Annotated in this window: 16 protein-coding genes; 9 read left to right on the forward strand and 7 right to left on the reverse strand. The window is 48.6% G+C overall.

Translation table 11 applies throughout. From position 1 onward, the window contains the following. Window positions 1-126 precede the first annotated feature (126 nt). Window positions 127-282, forward strand: coding sequence for a DUF1328 domain-containing protein (locus BTV99_RS09765; RefSeq protein WP_011512513.1), 156 nt, complete (start codon window positions 127-129; stop codon window positions 280-282). A 153-nt stretch (window positions 283-435) separates the two neighbouring features. Here BTV99_RS09765 and BTV99_RS09770 read toward each other — a convergent pair whose 3' ends face one another. Together BTV99_RS09770 and BTV99_RS09775 are read right to left on the reverse strand one after the other, a co-directional pair. Then, window positions 436-729, reverse strand: a complete 294-nt coding sequence (locus tag BTV99_RS09770; RefSeq protein WP_075102186.1) for a 4a-hydroxytetrahydrobiopterin dehydratase — start codon at window positions 727-729, stop codon at window positions 436-438. A 102-nt stretch (window positions 730-831) separates the two neighbouring features. After that, window positions 832-1,134 carry a GNAT family N-acetyltransferase gene (locus BTV99_RS09775; protein WP_256713774.1) on the reverse strand — a complete coding sequence of 101 codons (303 nt, stop codon included), beginning with the start codon at window positions 1,132-1,134 and terminating at the stop codon, window positions 832-834. Window positions 1,135-1,613: 479 nt separating this feature from the next. Here BTV99_RS09775 and ettA point away from each other — a divergent pair, with 479 nt between their 5' ends. Further along, window positions 1,614-3,275: an energy-dependent translational throttle protein EttA gene (gene ettA, locus BTV99_RS09780; protein ID WP_075102188.1), complete on the forward strand. Its 1,662-nt coding sequence runs from the start codon at window positions 1,614-1,616 to the stop codon at window positions 3,273-3,275. A 118-nt stretch (window positions 3,276-3,393) separates the two neighbouring features. On the opposite strand, the gene plsB is transcribed toward ettA, so the two are convergent. Then, window positions 3,394-6,093 carry a glycerol-3-phosphate 1-O-acyltransferase PlsB gene (gene plsB, locus BTV99_RS09785; protein WP_075102189.1) on the reverse strand — a complete coding sequence of 900 codons (2,700 nt, stop codon included), beginning with the start codon at window positions 6,091-6,093 and terminating at the stop codon, window positions 3,394-3,396. Window positions 6,094-6,432: 339 nt separating this feature from the next. On the opposite strand from plsB, the gene ybaK reads away from it, so the two are divergent. Next, entirely contained in the window at window positions 6,433-6,921 is a 489-nt protein-coding gene (gene ybaK / locus BTV99_RS09790; RefSeq protein ID WP_075102190.1) for a Cys-tRNA(Pro) deacylase, read from the forward strand. 207 nt (window positions 6,922-7,128) lie between these two features. Here ybaK and BTV99_RS09795 read toward each other — a convergent pair whose 3' ends face one another. Further along, complete coding sequence (locus tag BTV99_RS09795; RefSeq protein ID WP_075102191.1) at window positions 7,129-8,949, reverse strand: acyl-CoA dehydrogenase C-terminal domain-containing protein; 1,821 nt, start codon at window positions 8,947-8,949, stop codon at window positions 7,129-7,131. 447 nt (window positions 8,950-9,396) lie between these two features. On the opposite strand from BTV99_RS09795, the gene BTV99_RS13785 reads away from it, so the two are divergent. After that, window positions 9,397-9,519 (forward strand): hypothetical protein, encoded by a 123-nt coding sequence (locus BTV99_RS13785; RefSeq protein ID WP_256713775.1) that lies wholly within the window; start codon window positions 9,397-9,399, stop codon window positions 9,517-9,519. A 17-nt stretch (window positions 9,520-9,536) separates the two neighbouring features. Continuing rightward, complete coding sequence (locus BTV99_RS09800) at window positions 9,537-10,658, forward strand: FUSC family protein (RefSeq protein WP_075102192.1); 1,122 nt, start codon at window positions 9,537-9,539, stop codon at window positions 10,656-10,658. A 3-nt stretch (window positions 10,659-10,661) separates the two neighbouring features. Here BTV99_RS09800 and aroE read toward each other — a convergent pair whose 3' ends face one another. Then, window positions 10,662-11,522, reverse strand: coding sequence for a shikimate dehydrogenase (gene aroE / locus BTV99_RS09805; RefSeq protein ID WP_075102193.1), 861 nt, complete (start codon window positions 11,520-11,522; stop codon window positions 10,662-10,664). Window positions 11,523-12,136: 614 nt separating this feature from the next. Here aroE and BTV99_RS09810 point away from each other — a divergent pair. Continuing rightward, complete coding sequence (locus BTV99_RS09810; RefSeq protein ID WP_075102194.1) at window positions 12,137-12,808, forward strand: hypothetical protein; 672 nt, start codon at window positions 12,137-12,139, stop codon at window positions 12,806-12,808. A gap of 8 nt (window positions 12,809-12,816) precedes the next feature. Further along, the gene (locus tag BTV99_RS09815; RefSeq protein WP_083608613.1) at window positions 12,817-13,857 is read left to right on the forward strand and encodes an aminotransferase class IV; all 1,041 of its coding nucleotides are present in this window, start codon (window positions 12,817-12,819) and stop codon (window positions 13,855-13,857) included. Between the two features lie 4 nt (window positions 13,858-13,861). Here BTV99_RS09815 and BTV99_RS09820 read toward each other — a convergent pair whose 3' ends face one another. Both BTV99_RS09820 and BTV99_RS09825 read right to left on the reverse strand, forming a co-directional pair. Then, a complete protein-coding gene (locus BTV99_RS09820; RefSeq protein ID WP_075102242.1) occupies window positions 13,862-14,053 on the reverse strand; it encodes a DpnD/PcfM family protein in 192 nt (63 codons plus the stop codon). Between the two features lie 79 nt (window positions 14,054-14,132). Then, window positions 14,133-14,897 carry a DpnI domain-containing protein gene (locus BTV99_RS09825; protein WP_075102195.1) on the reverse strand — a complete coding sequence of 255 codons (765 nt, stop codon included), beginning with the start codon at window positions 14,895-14,897 and terminating at the stop codon, window positions 14,133-14,135. A 125-nt stretch (window positions 14,898-15,022) separates the two neighbouring features. Here BTV99_RS09825 and mltG point away from each other — a divergent pair, with 125 nt between their 5' ends. Together mltG and tmk are read left to right on the forward strand one after the other, a co-directional pair. Beyond that, window positions 15,023-16,330: an endolytic transglycosylase MltG gene (mltG, locus tag BTV99_RS09830; protein WP_075102196.1), complete on the forward strand. Its 1,308-nt coding sequence runs from the start codon at window positions 15,023-15,025 to the stop codon at window positions 16,328-16,330. A gap of 175 nt (window positions 16,331-16,505) precedes the next feature. Continuing rightward, complete coding sequence (tmk, locus tag BTV99_RS09835; protein WP_241900618.1) at window positions 16,506-17,138, forward strand: dTMP kinase; 633 nt, start codon at window positions 16,506-16,508, stop codon at window positions 17,136-17,138. Window positions 17,139-17,207: the final 69 nt, after the last annotated feature.

The raw sequence follows: 17,207 nt of genomic DNA on the forward strand, positions 1-17,207 counted from the left end.
ATGTTGCTAATCTATGGTCGTAAGCCGTTGTAATAGGTATAAAAAAACAACAATTAATGAGTATGAAAATAAGGGATAGCAGACAGATCTGCGATCTGGTTTCGATTATCATTCAAGGAGAAGATTATGTTTCGCTGGGCTATTATTTTTGCCGTTATCGCATTGTTAGCAAGTTTCTTGGGCTTCGGCGGTGTCGCAGGTTTATCAGCAAACTTTGCGTATATTTTATTGGCATTGGCGGTGATTTTGTTTATCGTCGCATTTGTGAGCCGCCGTATGTAGTCGGGAGGTGAGCAGCTAAGAGGTTTAACTATTTTGAATATGCAGGCAAGTTTAAATATACAGGCAAGATGCCTAAGTATACTTGGTAAAAAAAGTCCTCGATTTGAATCGAGGACTTTTTTGTGGCTGCTGTTGTTGTCTGTCAGATAGCGCTTATAAGCGTTTGGGCTGAATGATGTGCTCCATGCGTCTGGCCAAACGGATATCCAAGCTTGAGATGCCACCTGTATCGTGGTTGGTCAAGCGTACTTCTACCACATTGTAGATATTACGCCATTCAGGATGATGTTCGAGCGCCTCCGCATGAAAAGCGGCTTGATTCATAAAGCTCATGGCTTCGACAAAGTCGCTAAAGTGATAGGTCTTGACGATACTATTGCCGTCACGTTGCCATCCTGCCAGCTCTTCTAACTGTAGGTTGATTTGTTTGTCAGATAAACTACTCATATTAATAACCTTTATTGTTATGTGGTTTGGTTTATTAAAAATAACGATGACGTCAGCTGACTGGCGAACAGTCTTTTATATCAAGTGTTTTATATCAATTTTTTATACTAAATCTTGATACTCAGGTCGTCTATTGATGTATGAGGCGACAAATGAGCATTGCGGAACCACCTTTTTATCATGAGCGCGGGCATAGTCGAGAGCATGCTTGACCAGCGCTGTACCAAGACCACGGCCGCCCAGCTCTTTTGGTACGATGGTATGTTCATACACCAGTTTGTCGCCGCGCTCCTGATAGCTGATATAGCCTGTATGACCGTCGATGGTGGTCTCAAAGCGGTTTGCGGACTCGTTGTGGGTGATGGTTGGGGCGTTATCTGCGGTAAAATCCTGTGTACTCATCATATGCTCCGTTATTGGTTTTATTAGATTGTTTTAGGTCGGGGGTATTTAGACAGTAGCTTTTATACGAAAACTCTCGATCAATGAATCTTATAAAAAGGCTCTCGATCGATGATAGGTGGCATCATTGTCTATCTATTATCTGCCCAAATACGTTATGCCTTATTATGCGCTGCCTGCGAGGAGATTTATAGCCCTTTCGGGTAATCGTGGATAGGGTAAATGTTACGATAGCCTACCCTTATCAAAATCATTAAGGCTCGTTGCGGCCGACAAAAAACTCGATAAGGTTGGCATATTTCACCAATTAATCCAATACTTTAGCAGAAAAGGCACGAAAGCCGTCTACTCGCTTGCAGGGTATGCGCCACAATGCGATAATGGCAGACAATTTACAACCCTGATTTTTGAGGCGCAGCCCACTGAGCATCCGTGCAAAGTGCGACTGTCACGCCTTGTCTATGCAGTCTATCGGAGTGTTAATGGCTCAATATATTTACACGATGAACAACGTGTCAAAACTTGTTCCGCCTAAGCGTGAGATTCTAAAAAACATCAACCTATCATTTTTCCCTGGTGCCAAAATTGGTGTGCTAGGTATCAACGGTGCGGGTAAGTCTACCTTGCTACGTATCATGGCAGGTGTCGATACTGAGTTTAGTGGTGAGGCGCGCGCGCAAACAGGTACCAAAGTCGGTTACCTACCGCAGGAGCCACAGCTTGATGACAGCAAAGACGTCCGTGGTAACGTCGAAGACGGTATGCGTGAGGCGTTAGATGCGCTCGCGCGTCTGGATGAGATTTATGCCGAATACGCAGAGCCCGATGCCGACTTTGATAAGCTGGCCGAAGAGCAAGGCAAGATGGAAGACATCATCCAAGCGTGGGACGCTCATAACCTAAATACCCAGCTGGAAAAAGCCGCTGATGCGCTACGTCTGCCGCCATGGGATGCAGATGTCAGCAAATTATCTGGTGGTGAAAAACGCCGTGTGGCGCTATGCCGTCTGCTATTGTCACGTCCTGATATGCTACTACTTGACGAACCGACCAACCACTTGGATGCCGAATCGGTCGCGTGGCTTGAGCAGTTCTTGCAAAACTACAGTGGTACCATCGTCGCTATTACTCACGACCGTTATTTCTTAGACAATGTCGCGCAGTGGATTTTGGAGCTGGACCGTGGCCATGGCTATCCTTATGAGGGTAACTATACTGAGTGGCTCGAGCAAAAGAACAACCGTCTTGAGCAGCAGCAAAAGCAAGAAGAGTCTTTTGCCAAAGCACTGAAAAAAGAGCTTGAGTGGATTCGTAAAAATCAAAAAGGCCAACAAGCCAAGTCCAAATCTCGTGTGCAGCGTTTTGAGGAGCTAAACTCAACTGAGTTCCAAAAACGTAACGAAACCGCTGAGATTTATATTCCACCTGGTCCACGTCTAGGTAACAAGGTCATCGAAGTCAACAATATCTCCAAGTCTTTTGGCGATCGTTTGCTTTATGAAGACCTCAGCTTTAACGTTCCAGCAGGCGCCATCGTCGGTATCATCGGGCCAAACGGTGCGGGTAAAACCACGCTATTTAACATGATTACTGAGCGTGATACGCCAGATACTGGCTCAGTCGAGTTGGGTGAGAGTGTCAAGGTTGCCTATGTTGGTCAGGTACGTGACAACTTGGACGATAACAAAACCGTCTGGGAAGAAGTATCAGACGGCCTTGATATCATCAAGGTAGGCGACTATGAGACCCCAAGTCGCGCCTATATTGGCCGCTTTAACTTCAAAGGCTCAGACCAGCAAAAGCATGTCGGCCAGCTATCAGGTGGTGAGCGTAACCGCTTGCAATTGGCTAAGACACTAAAGCAGGGCGCTAACGTCTTGCTACTTGATGAGCCGTCAAACGACTTGGATATCGAAACTTTGCGTGCGCTAGAGGATGCGATTCAAGTATTCCCTGGTACCGTCATGGTGGTCTCGCATGATCGCTGGTTCCTTGACCGTATCGCCACCCACATCTTGGCGTTCGAAGAAGAAGGCCCTGTATGGTTCGATGGTAACTACTCTGAGTTTGAAGCCTATCGCAAAAAGACCATGGGTGATGATGCTACTCCTAAGCGTATGAAGTATAAAAAGATTTCTACCTAAGAGCGGTGCTTATGGTACTCAATAAAATATAGTGCTCAATAAAAAAAGACCTCTAATCAGTTAGAGGTCTTTTTTTATGCTGCTCAATATCTTGAGCAGCTTAATATAACGGTATCAATTAACGCTTACGACCAAATTTACGCTGCTTTTTATTGCTAATCTCAGTAATCGCGTGGGTAATCTCTTCTTCGTCTAAGCTTGCGACTTGCTGCAAGATTTGCATCATATCAGGCGTCAGGACGTACTTGGCATGGTGAGCGATGTCATTGATACGATGATCAAAGGTCAGCACCCCAGTTTCTTCATCTTTTTGTAAGTAGTCAAGGCGCGTCAAGGCACTGATAAAGCTGGTAAACAACGCCCGATCAAAGAAATCCGGAATGTCGTCGGCATATAGCACCGACAAGCGCTGACCGAGCAAGTGACACAAATCCACGACCTCCTTTTCAGTCAGATTGCCCGAGCCTTGCTGCGCGAGTAGGGCAAGGGTCATAAAGTAACGCTCGAGACTCTGCCCGACAGGCGTGGCCAGTACTTGTAGCTGCTGATAGCCTTTACTATTGGACTCAGGGACGCTCAAGATACCATCGCCAAGCTCGACGATAAGACTATGAGCGAGCAGGCTATCGACTTTTTTGTTGAGGGTATCGTTTAGGCTGTGCGCCGGATAGTACAAAAACAGCTCGCTTTGTAAAAATGGATACATCTGTGTGGCAATATTGTCCAAACGGCTGCGCTCGATGCGGCCATTACGAGCGACCAAGGCCGATAAGAACGATAGCAAAATAAAGACGTGCAATATATTGTTACGGAAGTAGCTGAGCAACGCTGCCTGCTTGCCAGCAATCTGAATGATGTCGCCTAAGATATGCGGCGTGCGCTCGATGAGCTTGAGCTTGATACCATAATCAATGATTTGCTGCGGGCTCATATCGGTGATAAAAGTATCATCGGCATAAGGCAGCTGCTGGGCGAGCCCCTGATACAAGGCGATTTGCTCGCGGCAAATGTCTTCATCAAGCGCCGCTTTTGGGGCTGATAGCAATACCAGTGACAATAATGATACTGGCGTGATGACAGCGGCTTTATTGATATGCTGCATGATTTTGACGCCGATATTGTCCACCATGGCGCTGGTTTTTTCGTCAAGCGGGGTATCGGTGCGATCGGCAGGCAGGCTGTCTGCTGGCACATCAAACTTGGTCATAAAATCGCTTAGGTGCAACGGCGTACCAAAGCTCAAATGGACATTACCAAAGATACGCTCGATCTTGCGCCCGACTTTGAGTAAGCCAATAAGGGATTCGGACTCTTTTGGCTTGCCCTTTAGCTCGCCGACGTAGGTGCCGCCCTCCATGATGCGCTCATAACCGATATAGGTCGGAATAAACACCACAGGCTTGTTGGTACGGCGCAGCTGGCTATGAACCGTCATCGCCAGCATGCCCATCTTCGGCGGTAGCAATCGCCCTGAGCGAGAGCGGCCTCCTTCGATAAAGTACTCAATCGGCGTGTTGCGGGTGATGAGAGTATGCATATACTCACGCAACACCGCGGTATAAAGCGCGTTACCACGGAAACTACGGCGAATATAAAACGCCACCGCGCCGCGTAGTAGCGGCCCTAATACTGGTACGTCTAAATTGTCACCAGCGGCGACATAAGGGATGCTCAGACCGCGCTTGTAGATGACATAAGACAATAGCAGATAGTCGACATGGCTACGATGACACGGCACATAGACAAGCTCGTAGTCTGCCGCCAGCTCGCGCACACGTTCGAAATGATGGACCTCGACGCCATCATATAGCTGTGTCCATAGCCACGTCAAAAACTTGTAAAAACCACGAATGATCGAGTGCGAGTAGTCGTTGACCATCTCATTGGCATAGCCTTTGGCGACACTGCGCGCTTCGCGTACGCTGGTACCCGTAGCTTTGGCCTCGGCTTCTATCGCGTGCTTGATGGCAGGCGAGTACACGAGCTTGTCTACAAGGTTGCGGCGGTCTGATAAATCAGGGCCCAGCATACTGGCGCGCTGCTTGTCCAGATAGATGGTGAGCTGCTGCTGCAACATCCGCACCAGCTCGCGATTGCCATCCGCGCCAGTGGTCATGGTATAAGCGGACGTCTCATCGCTGATAGGTTGAGTATGGTCGTCTTCTACGGGCGTGGTATGTAACTGCTCGTGGATCAGCGCGCGCAAGTCCTGCGGCGGATGAAACTGCACAAAGGTATCGCGCCCCATCACTCCGATATTAAATAATTGCTTGGTGATACTAGGGTCTTCCCAGTTATCGGCGGTCAACAGCTTAAATAACGAGTCCTCTTTTTCTGGCGCACGTCCCCACAAAATAGACACCGGTACCAACCGAACCTTCAGCTCCGGATACTGCAACACCGCAGAGACCAAACGCGATAGTCGCGGCGAGAGTTGGCTGTCTTTGGCACTTGGGTGCTTTAAAAAAATAATAGCGGCGTTTTCTTTGATGTTATGAGCGCTATCTTGGACGCCGACCAACGCAGGCGGCAGGTTGTGCTCTTGGGTCTGTAGGTCAATCAAAATACTATTGGAGCGCGAGTAATCTTGCAGCACATAAAACCTGAGCGTCTGATCGTCGCTGTCAAATTCAGGTAGCTCTCCTAGTAATTTGGGTTTGACCGCGACGTCCAGCATTTGACCCGATAGCTTGCGGTAGAGCTGATTGATCGGAGCATTTGCATAAGGCTTAGGCGTGATTGGTTGGCCGTCAGTTGCGGTATTGTCCGTGGTGACGGGCGCTTTAAAAATCCGTTTTTTTAGGAACTTCGGTATCATAATCAGTATCAAAAGTCATCAAATATAGTGCGCTTATGATGCCATAAAAGCCAGCAAAGCGATATATGCTGTCTGTATATACTACCAATATTCATATGTCAGCGGTCATCGCTTATCTATCAATCATCAGGCAGTAAGAGAGAACAGCGCTTCAAGACAGTGCTTAAGGACAGCAGAGAGAGACAGTATTTAAAAACAAGGCTAGGCGCGCGCAGCTGGCGGTACAATCGTTTGAAAGTTGACCCGTTTAGCGCAATAATGGACGCATTGACTGATGAAAGCCGCTCTGTTCTGATATCTATTAAAATACATCTATTAAAAAAGGTAAGTGAACCCCCTATGACGCCTGCTATCAATCTTGCCAAAAAACACCGTCTGGATTATCAATTACACGAATACACTCACGATGCACAAGCAGCCTCTTTTGGTCTGGAGGCGGTAGAAAAGCTGAGCGTGGATGCCGCTCAAGTCTTTAAGACCTTAGTGGTATCGAGCGATGCAGGCGCGCTTGCCGTGGCCATATTGCCCGTTGATAAGACCTTAAACTTCAAAAAGATGGCCAAAGCGTTGTCTGCTACCAAAGTCTTGTCTTGCAAAAAAGTACAAATGGCAGATAGCAAACTGGTTGAGCGCACAACCGGCTACGTACTGGGCGGCGTCAGCCCGCTTGGACAAAAAAAGTGCTTACCGACGATGATAGATTGCTCGGCTCAAACGCAGTCTACCATCTACGTCAGCGGTGGCCGTCGCGGCTTAGAGATAGAGTTGCCGCCGCATCAATTGGCCACGACGCTAAATGCGCATTTTGCTGCGATCACCGATGACTAGCAGCATGGTATCGACATGGTATCGATAGGCTGATGGCTGTTGGTATTTGTGACTATCGTTTTTATACTGAACTCACTCTATATAACTCAACCACATTTTTATCTTGTCACAGATATTTTTCTCGCTTTTTGATGTTCTAAAACACATAAAAAAAGCGCCTAAATCATAGGCGCTTTTTCATCGTTATAAATGAGTGCGTGGGCAGTCTTAGTCTAAGAAAGCAAAGCTGTCGATATCCATCGCTGTCATGCTCTCGCTTGGGGCAACCATACTTTCAGCATGACCTGAGGTGCGCGGTAAGATTTTATCAAAATAAAACTCAGCGGTTTGGATCTTGGCTTTGTAGAACTCTGGCGCTTCTGTACCGCCGTTTTCGAGCTTGTCATACGCGACCGCTGCCATACGCGCCCAGTGATAGCCCATCATCACATAGCCTGAGTACATTAAGAAGTCATCAGAGGCCGCAGAGATGATTTCGCGGTCTTTACGTGCCATCAGCATCAGACGAACGGTCAAGGTGTTCCACTCAGCACATAGCTTGGTCAATGCCCAAACGAACTTGCGCATGTCTTTATCCAGCGCATACTCGCCGCACCATTTCATGATGCTTGAGGTATAGTCACGGATGATCTTGCCTTTAGATTGCAAGATGACCTTACGACCGAGCAAATCTAGCGCCTGTACGCCCGTGGTTCCTTCGTACATGGTCGCGATACGAGCATCACGAGCGATCAGCTCCATGCCCCATTCTTTGATATAGCCATGGCCGCCATAGACTTGCTGACCGTGTTTGGCCGCTTCGATACCCAGCTCAGTTAAAAAGCCTTTTAGGATAGGGGTATAAAAACCAAGCTTGTCATCCCATTTTTCAAACTCTGCTTCATCGCCATTGGCCACGCCTTGTGACATTTTGTCCGCATAGCGCGCTGAGTGATAGATCATCGAACGACCACCTTCAGCAAAGGCTTTTTGGGTCAAGAGCATACGACGAACATCAGCATGATGAATGATGGCATCTGCCACTTTTTTAGGATCTTTGGTGCCTGATAAGGTGCGCATCGAGCGACGCTCTTTGGCATATGGCAAGGCGTTTTGGAAAGACAGCTCAGTGTGCGCCAGACCTTGGATACCCGTACCGATACGCGCGGTGTTCATAAAGGTGAACATCGCTTTTAGGCCTTTGTTTGGCTCGCCGATTAGGTAGCCTGTCGCGCCATCGTAGTTAAGGACACAAGTTGATGATGAGCTGATGCCCATTTTGTGTTCGATAGAGCCACAAACCACCGCATTGCGCTCGCCCGACTCGCCATCGCTATTTGGCAAAAACTTCGGTACGATAAACAGCGAGATACCGCGCGTGCCTTCTGGGGCATCGGGTAGGCGTGCTAAAGTAATGTGAATGATGTTGTCGGTTAGGTCGTGCTCACCGCTTGAGATAAAGATTTTGGTGCCGCTGATTTTATACGTACCGTCTTCTTGCGGAATGGCTTTTGATTTTACTTGACCCAAATCGGTACCACACTGCGGCTCAGTCAGACACATGGTACCTGACCATGAGCCTTCGACCAGCTTTGGTAGATAGATGGCTTTTTGCTCATCTGAGCCGTACTGTAATAAAGTATTGATACAGCCAGTAGATAGGCCTGGATACATCGCCCATGGCCAGTTGGCCGTGCCGATCATCTCAGCTTTGATGAGGTTGATGGACATTGGCAAGTTCATACCGCCGTACTCTTCAGGGTATGAGATGCCTTGCCAGCCGCCCTCGACGAACTGCTGATAGGCTTCTTTAAAGCCTTTTGGGGTAGTGACTTCACCGTTTTCAAAATGACAGCCTTCTTCGTCAGCAGGCTGGTAAAGTGGTGATAGGACGTTTTCGGCAAAATCCGCCATGCCTTGCAAAATCATATCAACGGTTTCGGGATCAGCGTTTTCGCCGTTGTCTAAGCTTTTGTAATGCGTCTGATAATCAAACACATCGTTGATCAAAAATTTGATATCACGTAAGGGTGCTTTGTAAGTTAACATAATCGCTCTCTTTGGTTGGTTCGCTCTCATAGGCTTGTGGCGCAGTCGTTGAGCCAGTGTTTATGTAAGCGATCTTTACTTATTTGGGATAGAGGTAGACACTGTATCTATTTGATAACCAATGGTCTGTTGGTCGTCTGTCAGTGGTCATGGAGTGTGATAAGAGCAGCCAGTCGATGTCTTCCATGAAAGCCCTACAAACGTCCTTAGTAAAAGTTAGCTGCTATGGCGTTTGTATGAGTATAAATCTTCTATGCATACAAATATACAATAGATAACTAATATTCATGTTTTTAATTGAAGTTTATTACTTTTAGTTTCGTTGAAATACGAATGATGAGGTTTTTTTAGTCTGTTACTTTTATCACTTTTCTTTTAGCAGTTTTATCTTAGCACTTTTATATCAACACCTTTATATCAGTGTTTTTATATCAGTGCTCTGCTTTTGTGGCCACCGTTATCACAGCGGTTTGGGAGCAAGAGCAGCGTGACAATAATCAACAGGCACTACCTAAGCAAGCATTACCTAAAGAGCAGGGTAGGCCACCGAGCAAATACACCTATATCTAGGAGACAGTAGGCCAATTATGGGCAAAAAACTACGCAACCAGCATGTCGTTTGGCGCACCGCCTTGTGGACTCGTATCAAGTCGCTCATCGATGGCGAGCTGGATCATCTGCTTAAGGTCAATCGCAGCAAAAGACCGTGGCACATGCCCATTATCGCCGCGCTTGCTATTAGTTTTCCGGTGTTTGTCGGGGCATATTTTGATGCGCTGCCTTCAGGTATTAAGGCGTCGCTGGGGGCGATGATTATCTTAAACCTACCGCTGGTGGGTACTTTGCCGTATCGGTTGGTGACGGTCATGGCATGGGGGTTTGCGATGGCGATGAGCTTTGCTTTGGGGCTGATTGCCCAGCAGTTGCCATGGCTTAGGTTGCCGGTGTTTGTGCTGATGGCCTTTGGGGTCGTGGTGCTGGGGCGTTACTATCGTCAGCCGCCACCTGCAGGGTTGTTTGTGATGATGGCAGGCGCGATAGCACTGTTTATGCCGACACCACTGGCGCAGGTGCCAGCGGCGATGGGGCTGGTGGTATTGGGCAGCGGGGCGTCGATGTTATTGGCGGCGCTGTATACGCTGTTTTTGTTGATGACGCGTACGGTCGCGCCTGCGCCTGTCTATCATTATGAAGCAGATACGGTCGGTGATAGTGCGATTGTGGCGGGCTTTGTCAGCTTAACCTTAGCGCTCGCCATGTTTTTTGAGATGCCCTATCCTTACTGGGCGGCGATGAGCTGTTTTATCATCATTCAGGGCATGCAGCTACGCACGATGTGGATCAAGCAGCTACACCGACTACTCGGCACCATCGCTGGCATGGCGGTCGCTGGCTGGATGCTGTCGTGGGGGCTGTCGCAGTGGGGCGTGGCCGCCTCGATACTCGTGATGATGCTGTTGATCGAGTCATTGGTCGATCGGCATTATGGTCTAGCCGTGATCTTTATCACGCCGCTGACTATCTTTATCGCAGAGTACGGCAGTGCCTCGATGGTGGCACCGATAGCCGAGGAAGTCATGCGCGCGCGGATGCTTGATACAGCGCTCGGCTGCGTGGTTGGCCTAGGTGGCGGGCTGGCCATGCATTCGATGCGCCTACGTCGCCCATTGAGGCGTATAGAAAACTGGCTGCTGGCGCGTGTTGGTTAAGCGCTATTTATCATGTAACGCCGCAGTCGCTATGGCGACATCTACCTTTTGCGTCGTCCAGCGCTCAAAGCTCAGTGCCGCTTGGCCGATGAGCATGCCGTAACCGTCTGATGTCTGCGCGCCGCGAGTGGCAAAATGCTGCAAAAACGGCAGCGTGCGTCCGTACATCATGTCATAGGCATAATGAGCCGTTAGCGTATCTGCCAGTGGCAACGTCTCACCAGATAGCCCAATAGAGGTGGCATTGATAATAATGTCAAAGGCTCCTGTCAGCTCGCTTGTCGCGCAGGTCGAGATAGCATGTGCGTCAATCACGTCGCTTGCAGCGCTCAGCTCACAAGCCAACTCCTCCGCCTTGCTCACTGTGCGATTGGCAATGCTCAAATCACCGATACCTGCCTGAATCAGTGGCAAAATCACCCCACGAGCTGCGCCGCCAGCGCCGATCAGTGCCACGCGCGCGCCTGCGAGTGGCCAGCCCAAGCTCAGTATATGATTGACCAAACCTTGACCGTCTGTGTTATCGCCATAAATGGCCTCAGAGATGGATGCACCGTTTTTTAACAATGCTGTATTTAACCATAAAGTATTGACCGCGCCTGCTACTTTGGCATGCTCAGACAAGCCGCCACGCGCCGCGCAGCATGCATAGGCGACTTGTTTAAACGGCACAGTGACATTGGCACCCACGCCGCCATCATGAAAAAATGCTTCGAGCAGCGCGGTAAAGCTGGCAGCATCATCAGGACAGTATTGGCGCTGATAGCTGATATCCATCCCCGTCTGAGCGGCAAACTGGGCATGAATCTCAGGAGATTTACTGTGGGCAATGGGATTGCCGATGACGATAAAGTGTTGGGTCATAGAGAGTCCACGAATAAATAATGGGCAAAAGATAATCGATAAATCGCTGCTAGAGGCCAATCATCATAAGGGATAACGCGGGTATTGACAAACCCTACGCTTGAGCAGATTGATATAGGTCATGGCTATGCGGAAGCGGAAGTACACTATGCGTTTTTTTGACAACGGTTTTGCTGAAAAAGGCTTTGCTGGGTTAGGTTTTTAACAAATCTGTACTTTCTGGGAGGGGGATGCGTAACGTAAAGGGTAGTCAAGTGTTATGCAGTTGGGTAAACTAACAAGCGTATGAGGCACGTATGAGCTATATAGTCGATGCCCTCTAAAAAGCGCATAGCGCTACTGGGATGCTATTTTTAAACGTAGGTTGCGCAGCCTCTGGGAACGCAGCACGCAAGTAAAATTTATACCAGTAGCGCGTTTAAATTTATATAACAGTTTTATTTTCAACTGACTATATAGAGTAGAGCATCACTATTTTATAAAGTACCAGTGAATATAAAGTACAAGTGAATAAAGCATAAGCTGTTACCCAATCATTCATCGTTATCAGCGGCATCGCTGCCAGCTCGTTAATACTACGTTGAGACCCATCTAAAAGTGTGAGTAAATTGCCCATGTGGAATAATAACCTACAGACCCTTCTAGTCGGTACAATAATGGCGACGGCTCTGTCATTGAGCGGCTGTGATAGCAACAAAAACGATCCCGAAACCTCAGATGCGGCCACCGATAGCAGTGCGCAGACCGTCACTGAACCGCAAACCCAAGACAATGCGGCTTCAAACTCAGACCTCGACGGCGCGGTGGCTGAGCAGGGCACGCCTGTCAAATACGATGTCTCGGCATGGAGCAATGAAAAAGTAGAGCCCCTAAAGGTCACCGAGCTGGACGGCATCAAAACCACATTTGGCAAGGTGCTTAGTACAGACGAAAACAGTCTCGACTATGCCAGCAATCCAGCATCCAAATATCGTTTTATGAAGACCGACGCGCCGTATCTAGATATTATCGACTCCGAAAAATATCTCGAGCTTGGCTGGTACTATGCCAATCCCACCGACTCAGATAAAGAAAAAGAGCACAGTCAAAACCATGCCAAAAAAGCCTACAAGCTGGCACGGCAACTAATGGGCGACGATGGCGGTAAAGTCATCGCCGATATGCTGGCGGGCCAAGTCGTCAAAAACAAAGTCATCGGTGGTCAAAAAGTCGAGCTGGCCAAGTGTGAGTTTTATAGCTGTATGCTGATCATCAATAAATCAGCCACCCAAACAGATGACGGCTAAGCGATTCAATGCCGACATCTGATATAGCACTACCACTTGCTAACGCTGCCTCCCTACCGAGCAGTGCTTGGCACTGTCTACAATTGGCCGGCCAGCACCTAGAGGCGCTAGACTTAGATGCTGCAAAACAACAATCAGCGGCATCTGCAGTCGCCCTAGACAATCGCGGACTGGCATACGCTGATGGTTTTTTTACCACCATGGGCGTCGTCGATGGGCAGATACTGTGGCAGCAGCAGCATCGACAGCGACTGCTTAGCCATGCAAAAGCACTGCAGCTGGATATAGACTGCCCAGCACTCATGAGCCAACTGTCCGTCTATGGCAAGCAGCTGCAACAAGGCATGCTAAAGCTGATCGTCACGCGTAGTACGCAGGCGGTACGCGGCTATGGCTATGCGCCTGATGCAGCTGGTCGCGCCTGTGATGTCTGGCTAAAAGTGGCCGCTATGCCTGTCAAGACAGCAGAGCAAATCACGCTACCTGATGGACGCATGATACCTAGGCAGCCTAATTGTGCCGCCGTTTGCCTATCGGCGAAGATTGCTTGCCTACCGCCGCCATTGGCTGGACTCAAAAGCCTCAACCGCTTGGACAATGTCCTCGCGAGCGGTGAGCTGCAACGGTACAAAGCGCAGTGGTTAAATGCTCAGCCGGTGCCAAACCCTGCACAGCCAGAGATCGCCGAAGGTCTGCTACGCGATATGAGCGGACACTGGGTAGAGGGCACGATGAGCAATGTGTTTTATCAACTAGCAGAGTCGCCGCCACCTGTGTCAATCAGCAGCGATCACGACCAAACTCAGGCCAACTATCTGACCACTGGCCAATGGTATACGCCGTCGATGGCGCAGTCGGGTGTCGCTGGGGTCATGCGACAAGTAATCATCGATGCGCTTGCGAATACAGAACGACCAGTAGTCATGCGTTCATTACATGATGAGGAGTTGCCACGGTTAACGCGGCTATTCTTTTGTAATGCGCTGCGCGGGGTGATGCCGATGAGCTCGCTTACTTTGCTATCAGGTGAGGCAGTTGAGTTTAACTAGTCGCTTATTTCACATCAAAGATATTAAATTTAGTCTCGATTAAATCATCATAATTTAACTCAACATCTTCATTTCTATACTTTTCTTGCGCTTGCATAATCGCTGAAGAATCGTCTTCAGCCTTTATGTCTATAATAGCGCTCATCGTTTCAACTATTTCTATTTGATAAGTTTTTAAGCCTGTGTCATTTTTCATAATCATTCTCACTGTTGCTAGGGTTGGTGCTGCTGATCCTAGCAAAAAGACTTTAGAGAAGTGATCGCCTATAGTAAGCTTAGCTCAGTTTCTGATAATAACCACGGCCCACAAACTCAATAATGCCTTTATCTCGTAGCACTTGTAGTTGCTGGCGAATTTTATCTTTCACATGGTTGTTGTCAGGATGCTTGAGTTGTAATTCATCAGCAAAAGCATAAACTTGTTGCAGGCTAAATTTATCACCCAATCTATCAATGCACTGCCAAACATCTAGCGTCCAACCTCGTGACGTGATGGATTGCTTACGTAAAAACAACGTCTTTTGAAACTGCTGCGTGACACTGTCGCGCGGTATCACTTGCTGGTCTTTGACCAAAAACACCTTTCCCGTTTCTGGTACTCGGCGCAGGTCAATATTGCAGCCGACCCAACCTGCACGTCTGGCAGAGGCTGCCAATGGTTTACGTTTGATAATAATATCGGGCTTAAAAAACTGCTTGGGAATAATCAGAAAATTATTAACGCGATACTCTTGGGAGTAGGTCAAAAAGAAGAAGCTTGGATTGTCGTCGCTATTGATACGCGCAAGCATAGTGGCATAAGCGCCATCATTGATAATATTGCTTAATTTTGATTGTTTGCTTTTTAGCTCGTATTGCTCGGCACAAGTTGCACAATAAAAATCAGCCACAGGTTTATTATTGCCAAACTCAGCTAATGGTTGAATGCCACAGTTGGGACAGTAACCGTTGTCTTTTACCCATGCTTCACTAAGCACACGAATAATCTGTGGTTTGGAGTTGTAGTTTTTGGCCAGACTTTGATTAAAATATAAGTTCATGATGCGTTTTTGTGCCCAGTAAGTAGGTGTAAGCGCTGCAGTAAAAGTAACAAGCTAAACAAATCCCATTGAAAATCACACGGTTCAGTGCTAAATTCTAGCAAACTTCTGCCCCGTGAGTTGTCATGAGCACACCAACCCCTGAGTCGCCGCCCGAACGCCCCAATGATACACCAGAAAACCAGCAAGACCATGCTGCATCGTCGAATGCTAAAAAGCCGCGTACGGATGACACGCCTGTAGAGCCGTCAGCCACCAACGTAGCAGAAGCGCCTGCGACAGATGTATCGCTCATCAGCGGCGAGGGTAAACCGCGCACTTACAAAGTCGACAATCCGTCGTTTTTTATGCAGCGGGGCTATCAGGTGTTACTGGTACTGGGGCTGATCGCCGCGTTTTTTTTGGTGATGGTTTATCAGACGCTGTTTGGCCGTATCGAGCAGCCAGCGCAGATGGTGACGATTGAGCAGGGTCAGACTTACTATGGGCTATTGCCGCAGTGGCAACAGCAGATTCCGCTGTTTTCTGCCAGTGTGGCCAAGCTCTATATCAAGTCGCAAGTCGATGCGCCGCTGCACGCTGGTATCTATCAGCTGCCTGAAAATCCAACCATCGCTGAGGCACTACAGATACTAGAGCAAGGCGCAAAAGCTGCCATGGTCAAGATACAGATCATCGAAGGCAAGACTGCAAGCGACCTTTATCAGACTTTACGTGACAACCCAGGCATCAAAAAAGAAGTATTGCAAGATAGTGACGACAGCACCACTCCCGCGAGTAATGCCAGCATCGCTCAGGGGCTTGACTTGGTCGGTATCTTGCCAGAGGCGGTAATCAGTAGCAACGACCCCATCGTCAATCACAACCTTGAGGGCTGGTTTGCGCCAGACACTTACTATTATGGTGAAGGCTCAACCGATAAGCAGGTACTAACAGATCTGTATAAGCGTCAGCAGCAAGCGCTGTTTGATGCTTGGGAAAGCCGTGCGCCGAACCTGCCGTATCAGACGCCTTATCAGGCACTGGTCATGGCCTCTATTATCGAAAAAGAAACCAGCATCGCTGATGAGCGTCCATTGGTGTCGGCAGTGTTTAAAAACCGTTTGGATAAGGGCATGCGCCTGCAAACAGACCCAACCATCATCTATGGTATGGGCAGCCGTTATGATGGTAATATTCGCCGTAAAGACATCGATGAAAAAACGTCATATAACACCTATCAAATCGATGGGTTGCCGCCAACGCCCATCGCCCTGCCGTCGGCCGCTTCTATCGAGGCGACCTTGCATCCAGCAGATAGCGAGGCGCTATATTTTGTGGCAACAGGCAATGGCGGGCACAAATTTACCAATAGCTTGGCTGAGCACAATCAAGCGGTAAAAGATTACCTAAGCATCATGCGCGAAAAGAAAGCACAAACACCGCCGCAGTAATACCCGTTAGCGATAATTTCCGTTACGTGATGCTCTTTTTGAAACCATACACCTATTTATCAAGCGCTATGTCACCTCATAGCGCTTAATCATGACACAAGGTCATCTCATGTCTGTATCTATACCTGCCAATACCGATACCAATCTGGCGCAAGACACTACTGATAATCAGATAATACAAGGTCGCTTTATCAGTTTTGAAGGCACTGAGGGCGTGGGTAAAACCACAGCGATCGAGCAGCTATGCACACGTTTAGATAGCCGTGGTATCGACTATCTGCGTACCCGCGAGCCTGGTGGCAGCCCATTTGCTGAGCATCTGCGCCAGATACTCCTAGACCCTGCGACCGACATAAATGACGACACTGAGCTACTATTGATGTTTGCTGCGCGCTGCGATCATATGCAGCAAGTGATTTTGCCCGCGCTACAAGCTGGCAGGTGGGTGATATGTGATCGTTTTACCGACTCAACCGTGGCTTATCAAGGGTTTGGCCGCGCCCATGGTGATGAGGCAGTGCGCGCAAAGATTGATATGCTGATTGCCCAGTTTGTACCGCAGTTGCCTGAGCTGACGTTGTGGTTAGATTTACCAGTCGCTGAGGGGATGCGGCGTGCTGGCAAGCGCAGCGCCGCCGATCGCTTTGAGCAGCAAGCGGATGCGTTTTTTACGCGGGTGTATGAGGGGTTTGACACGCTTGCGCGCCAGTATCCTGAGCGCATACAGCGCATCGAGGCGTCGGGCAGCGCCGAGGAGGTTGGTGCGCGCATCTGGCAGGCGGTACAAGAGAGGCTGGAGCTAATATAAAAGCGGCGGCGTAGAAAAAACCCCCAACGTCGGTTGGGGGTTTCTCTATGGTTACTTGTCTGGTGATGC

Source organism: Psychrobacter sp. Rd 27.2 (assembly GCF_001921755.1).
GTDB lineage: Bacteria > Pseudomonadota > Gammaproteobacteria > Pseudomonadales > Moraxellaceae > Psychrobacter > Psychrobacter celer.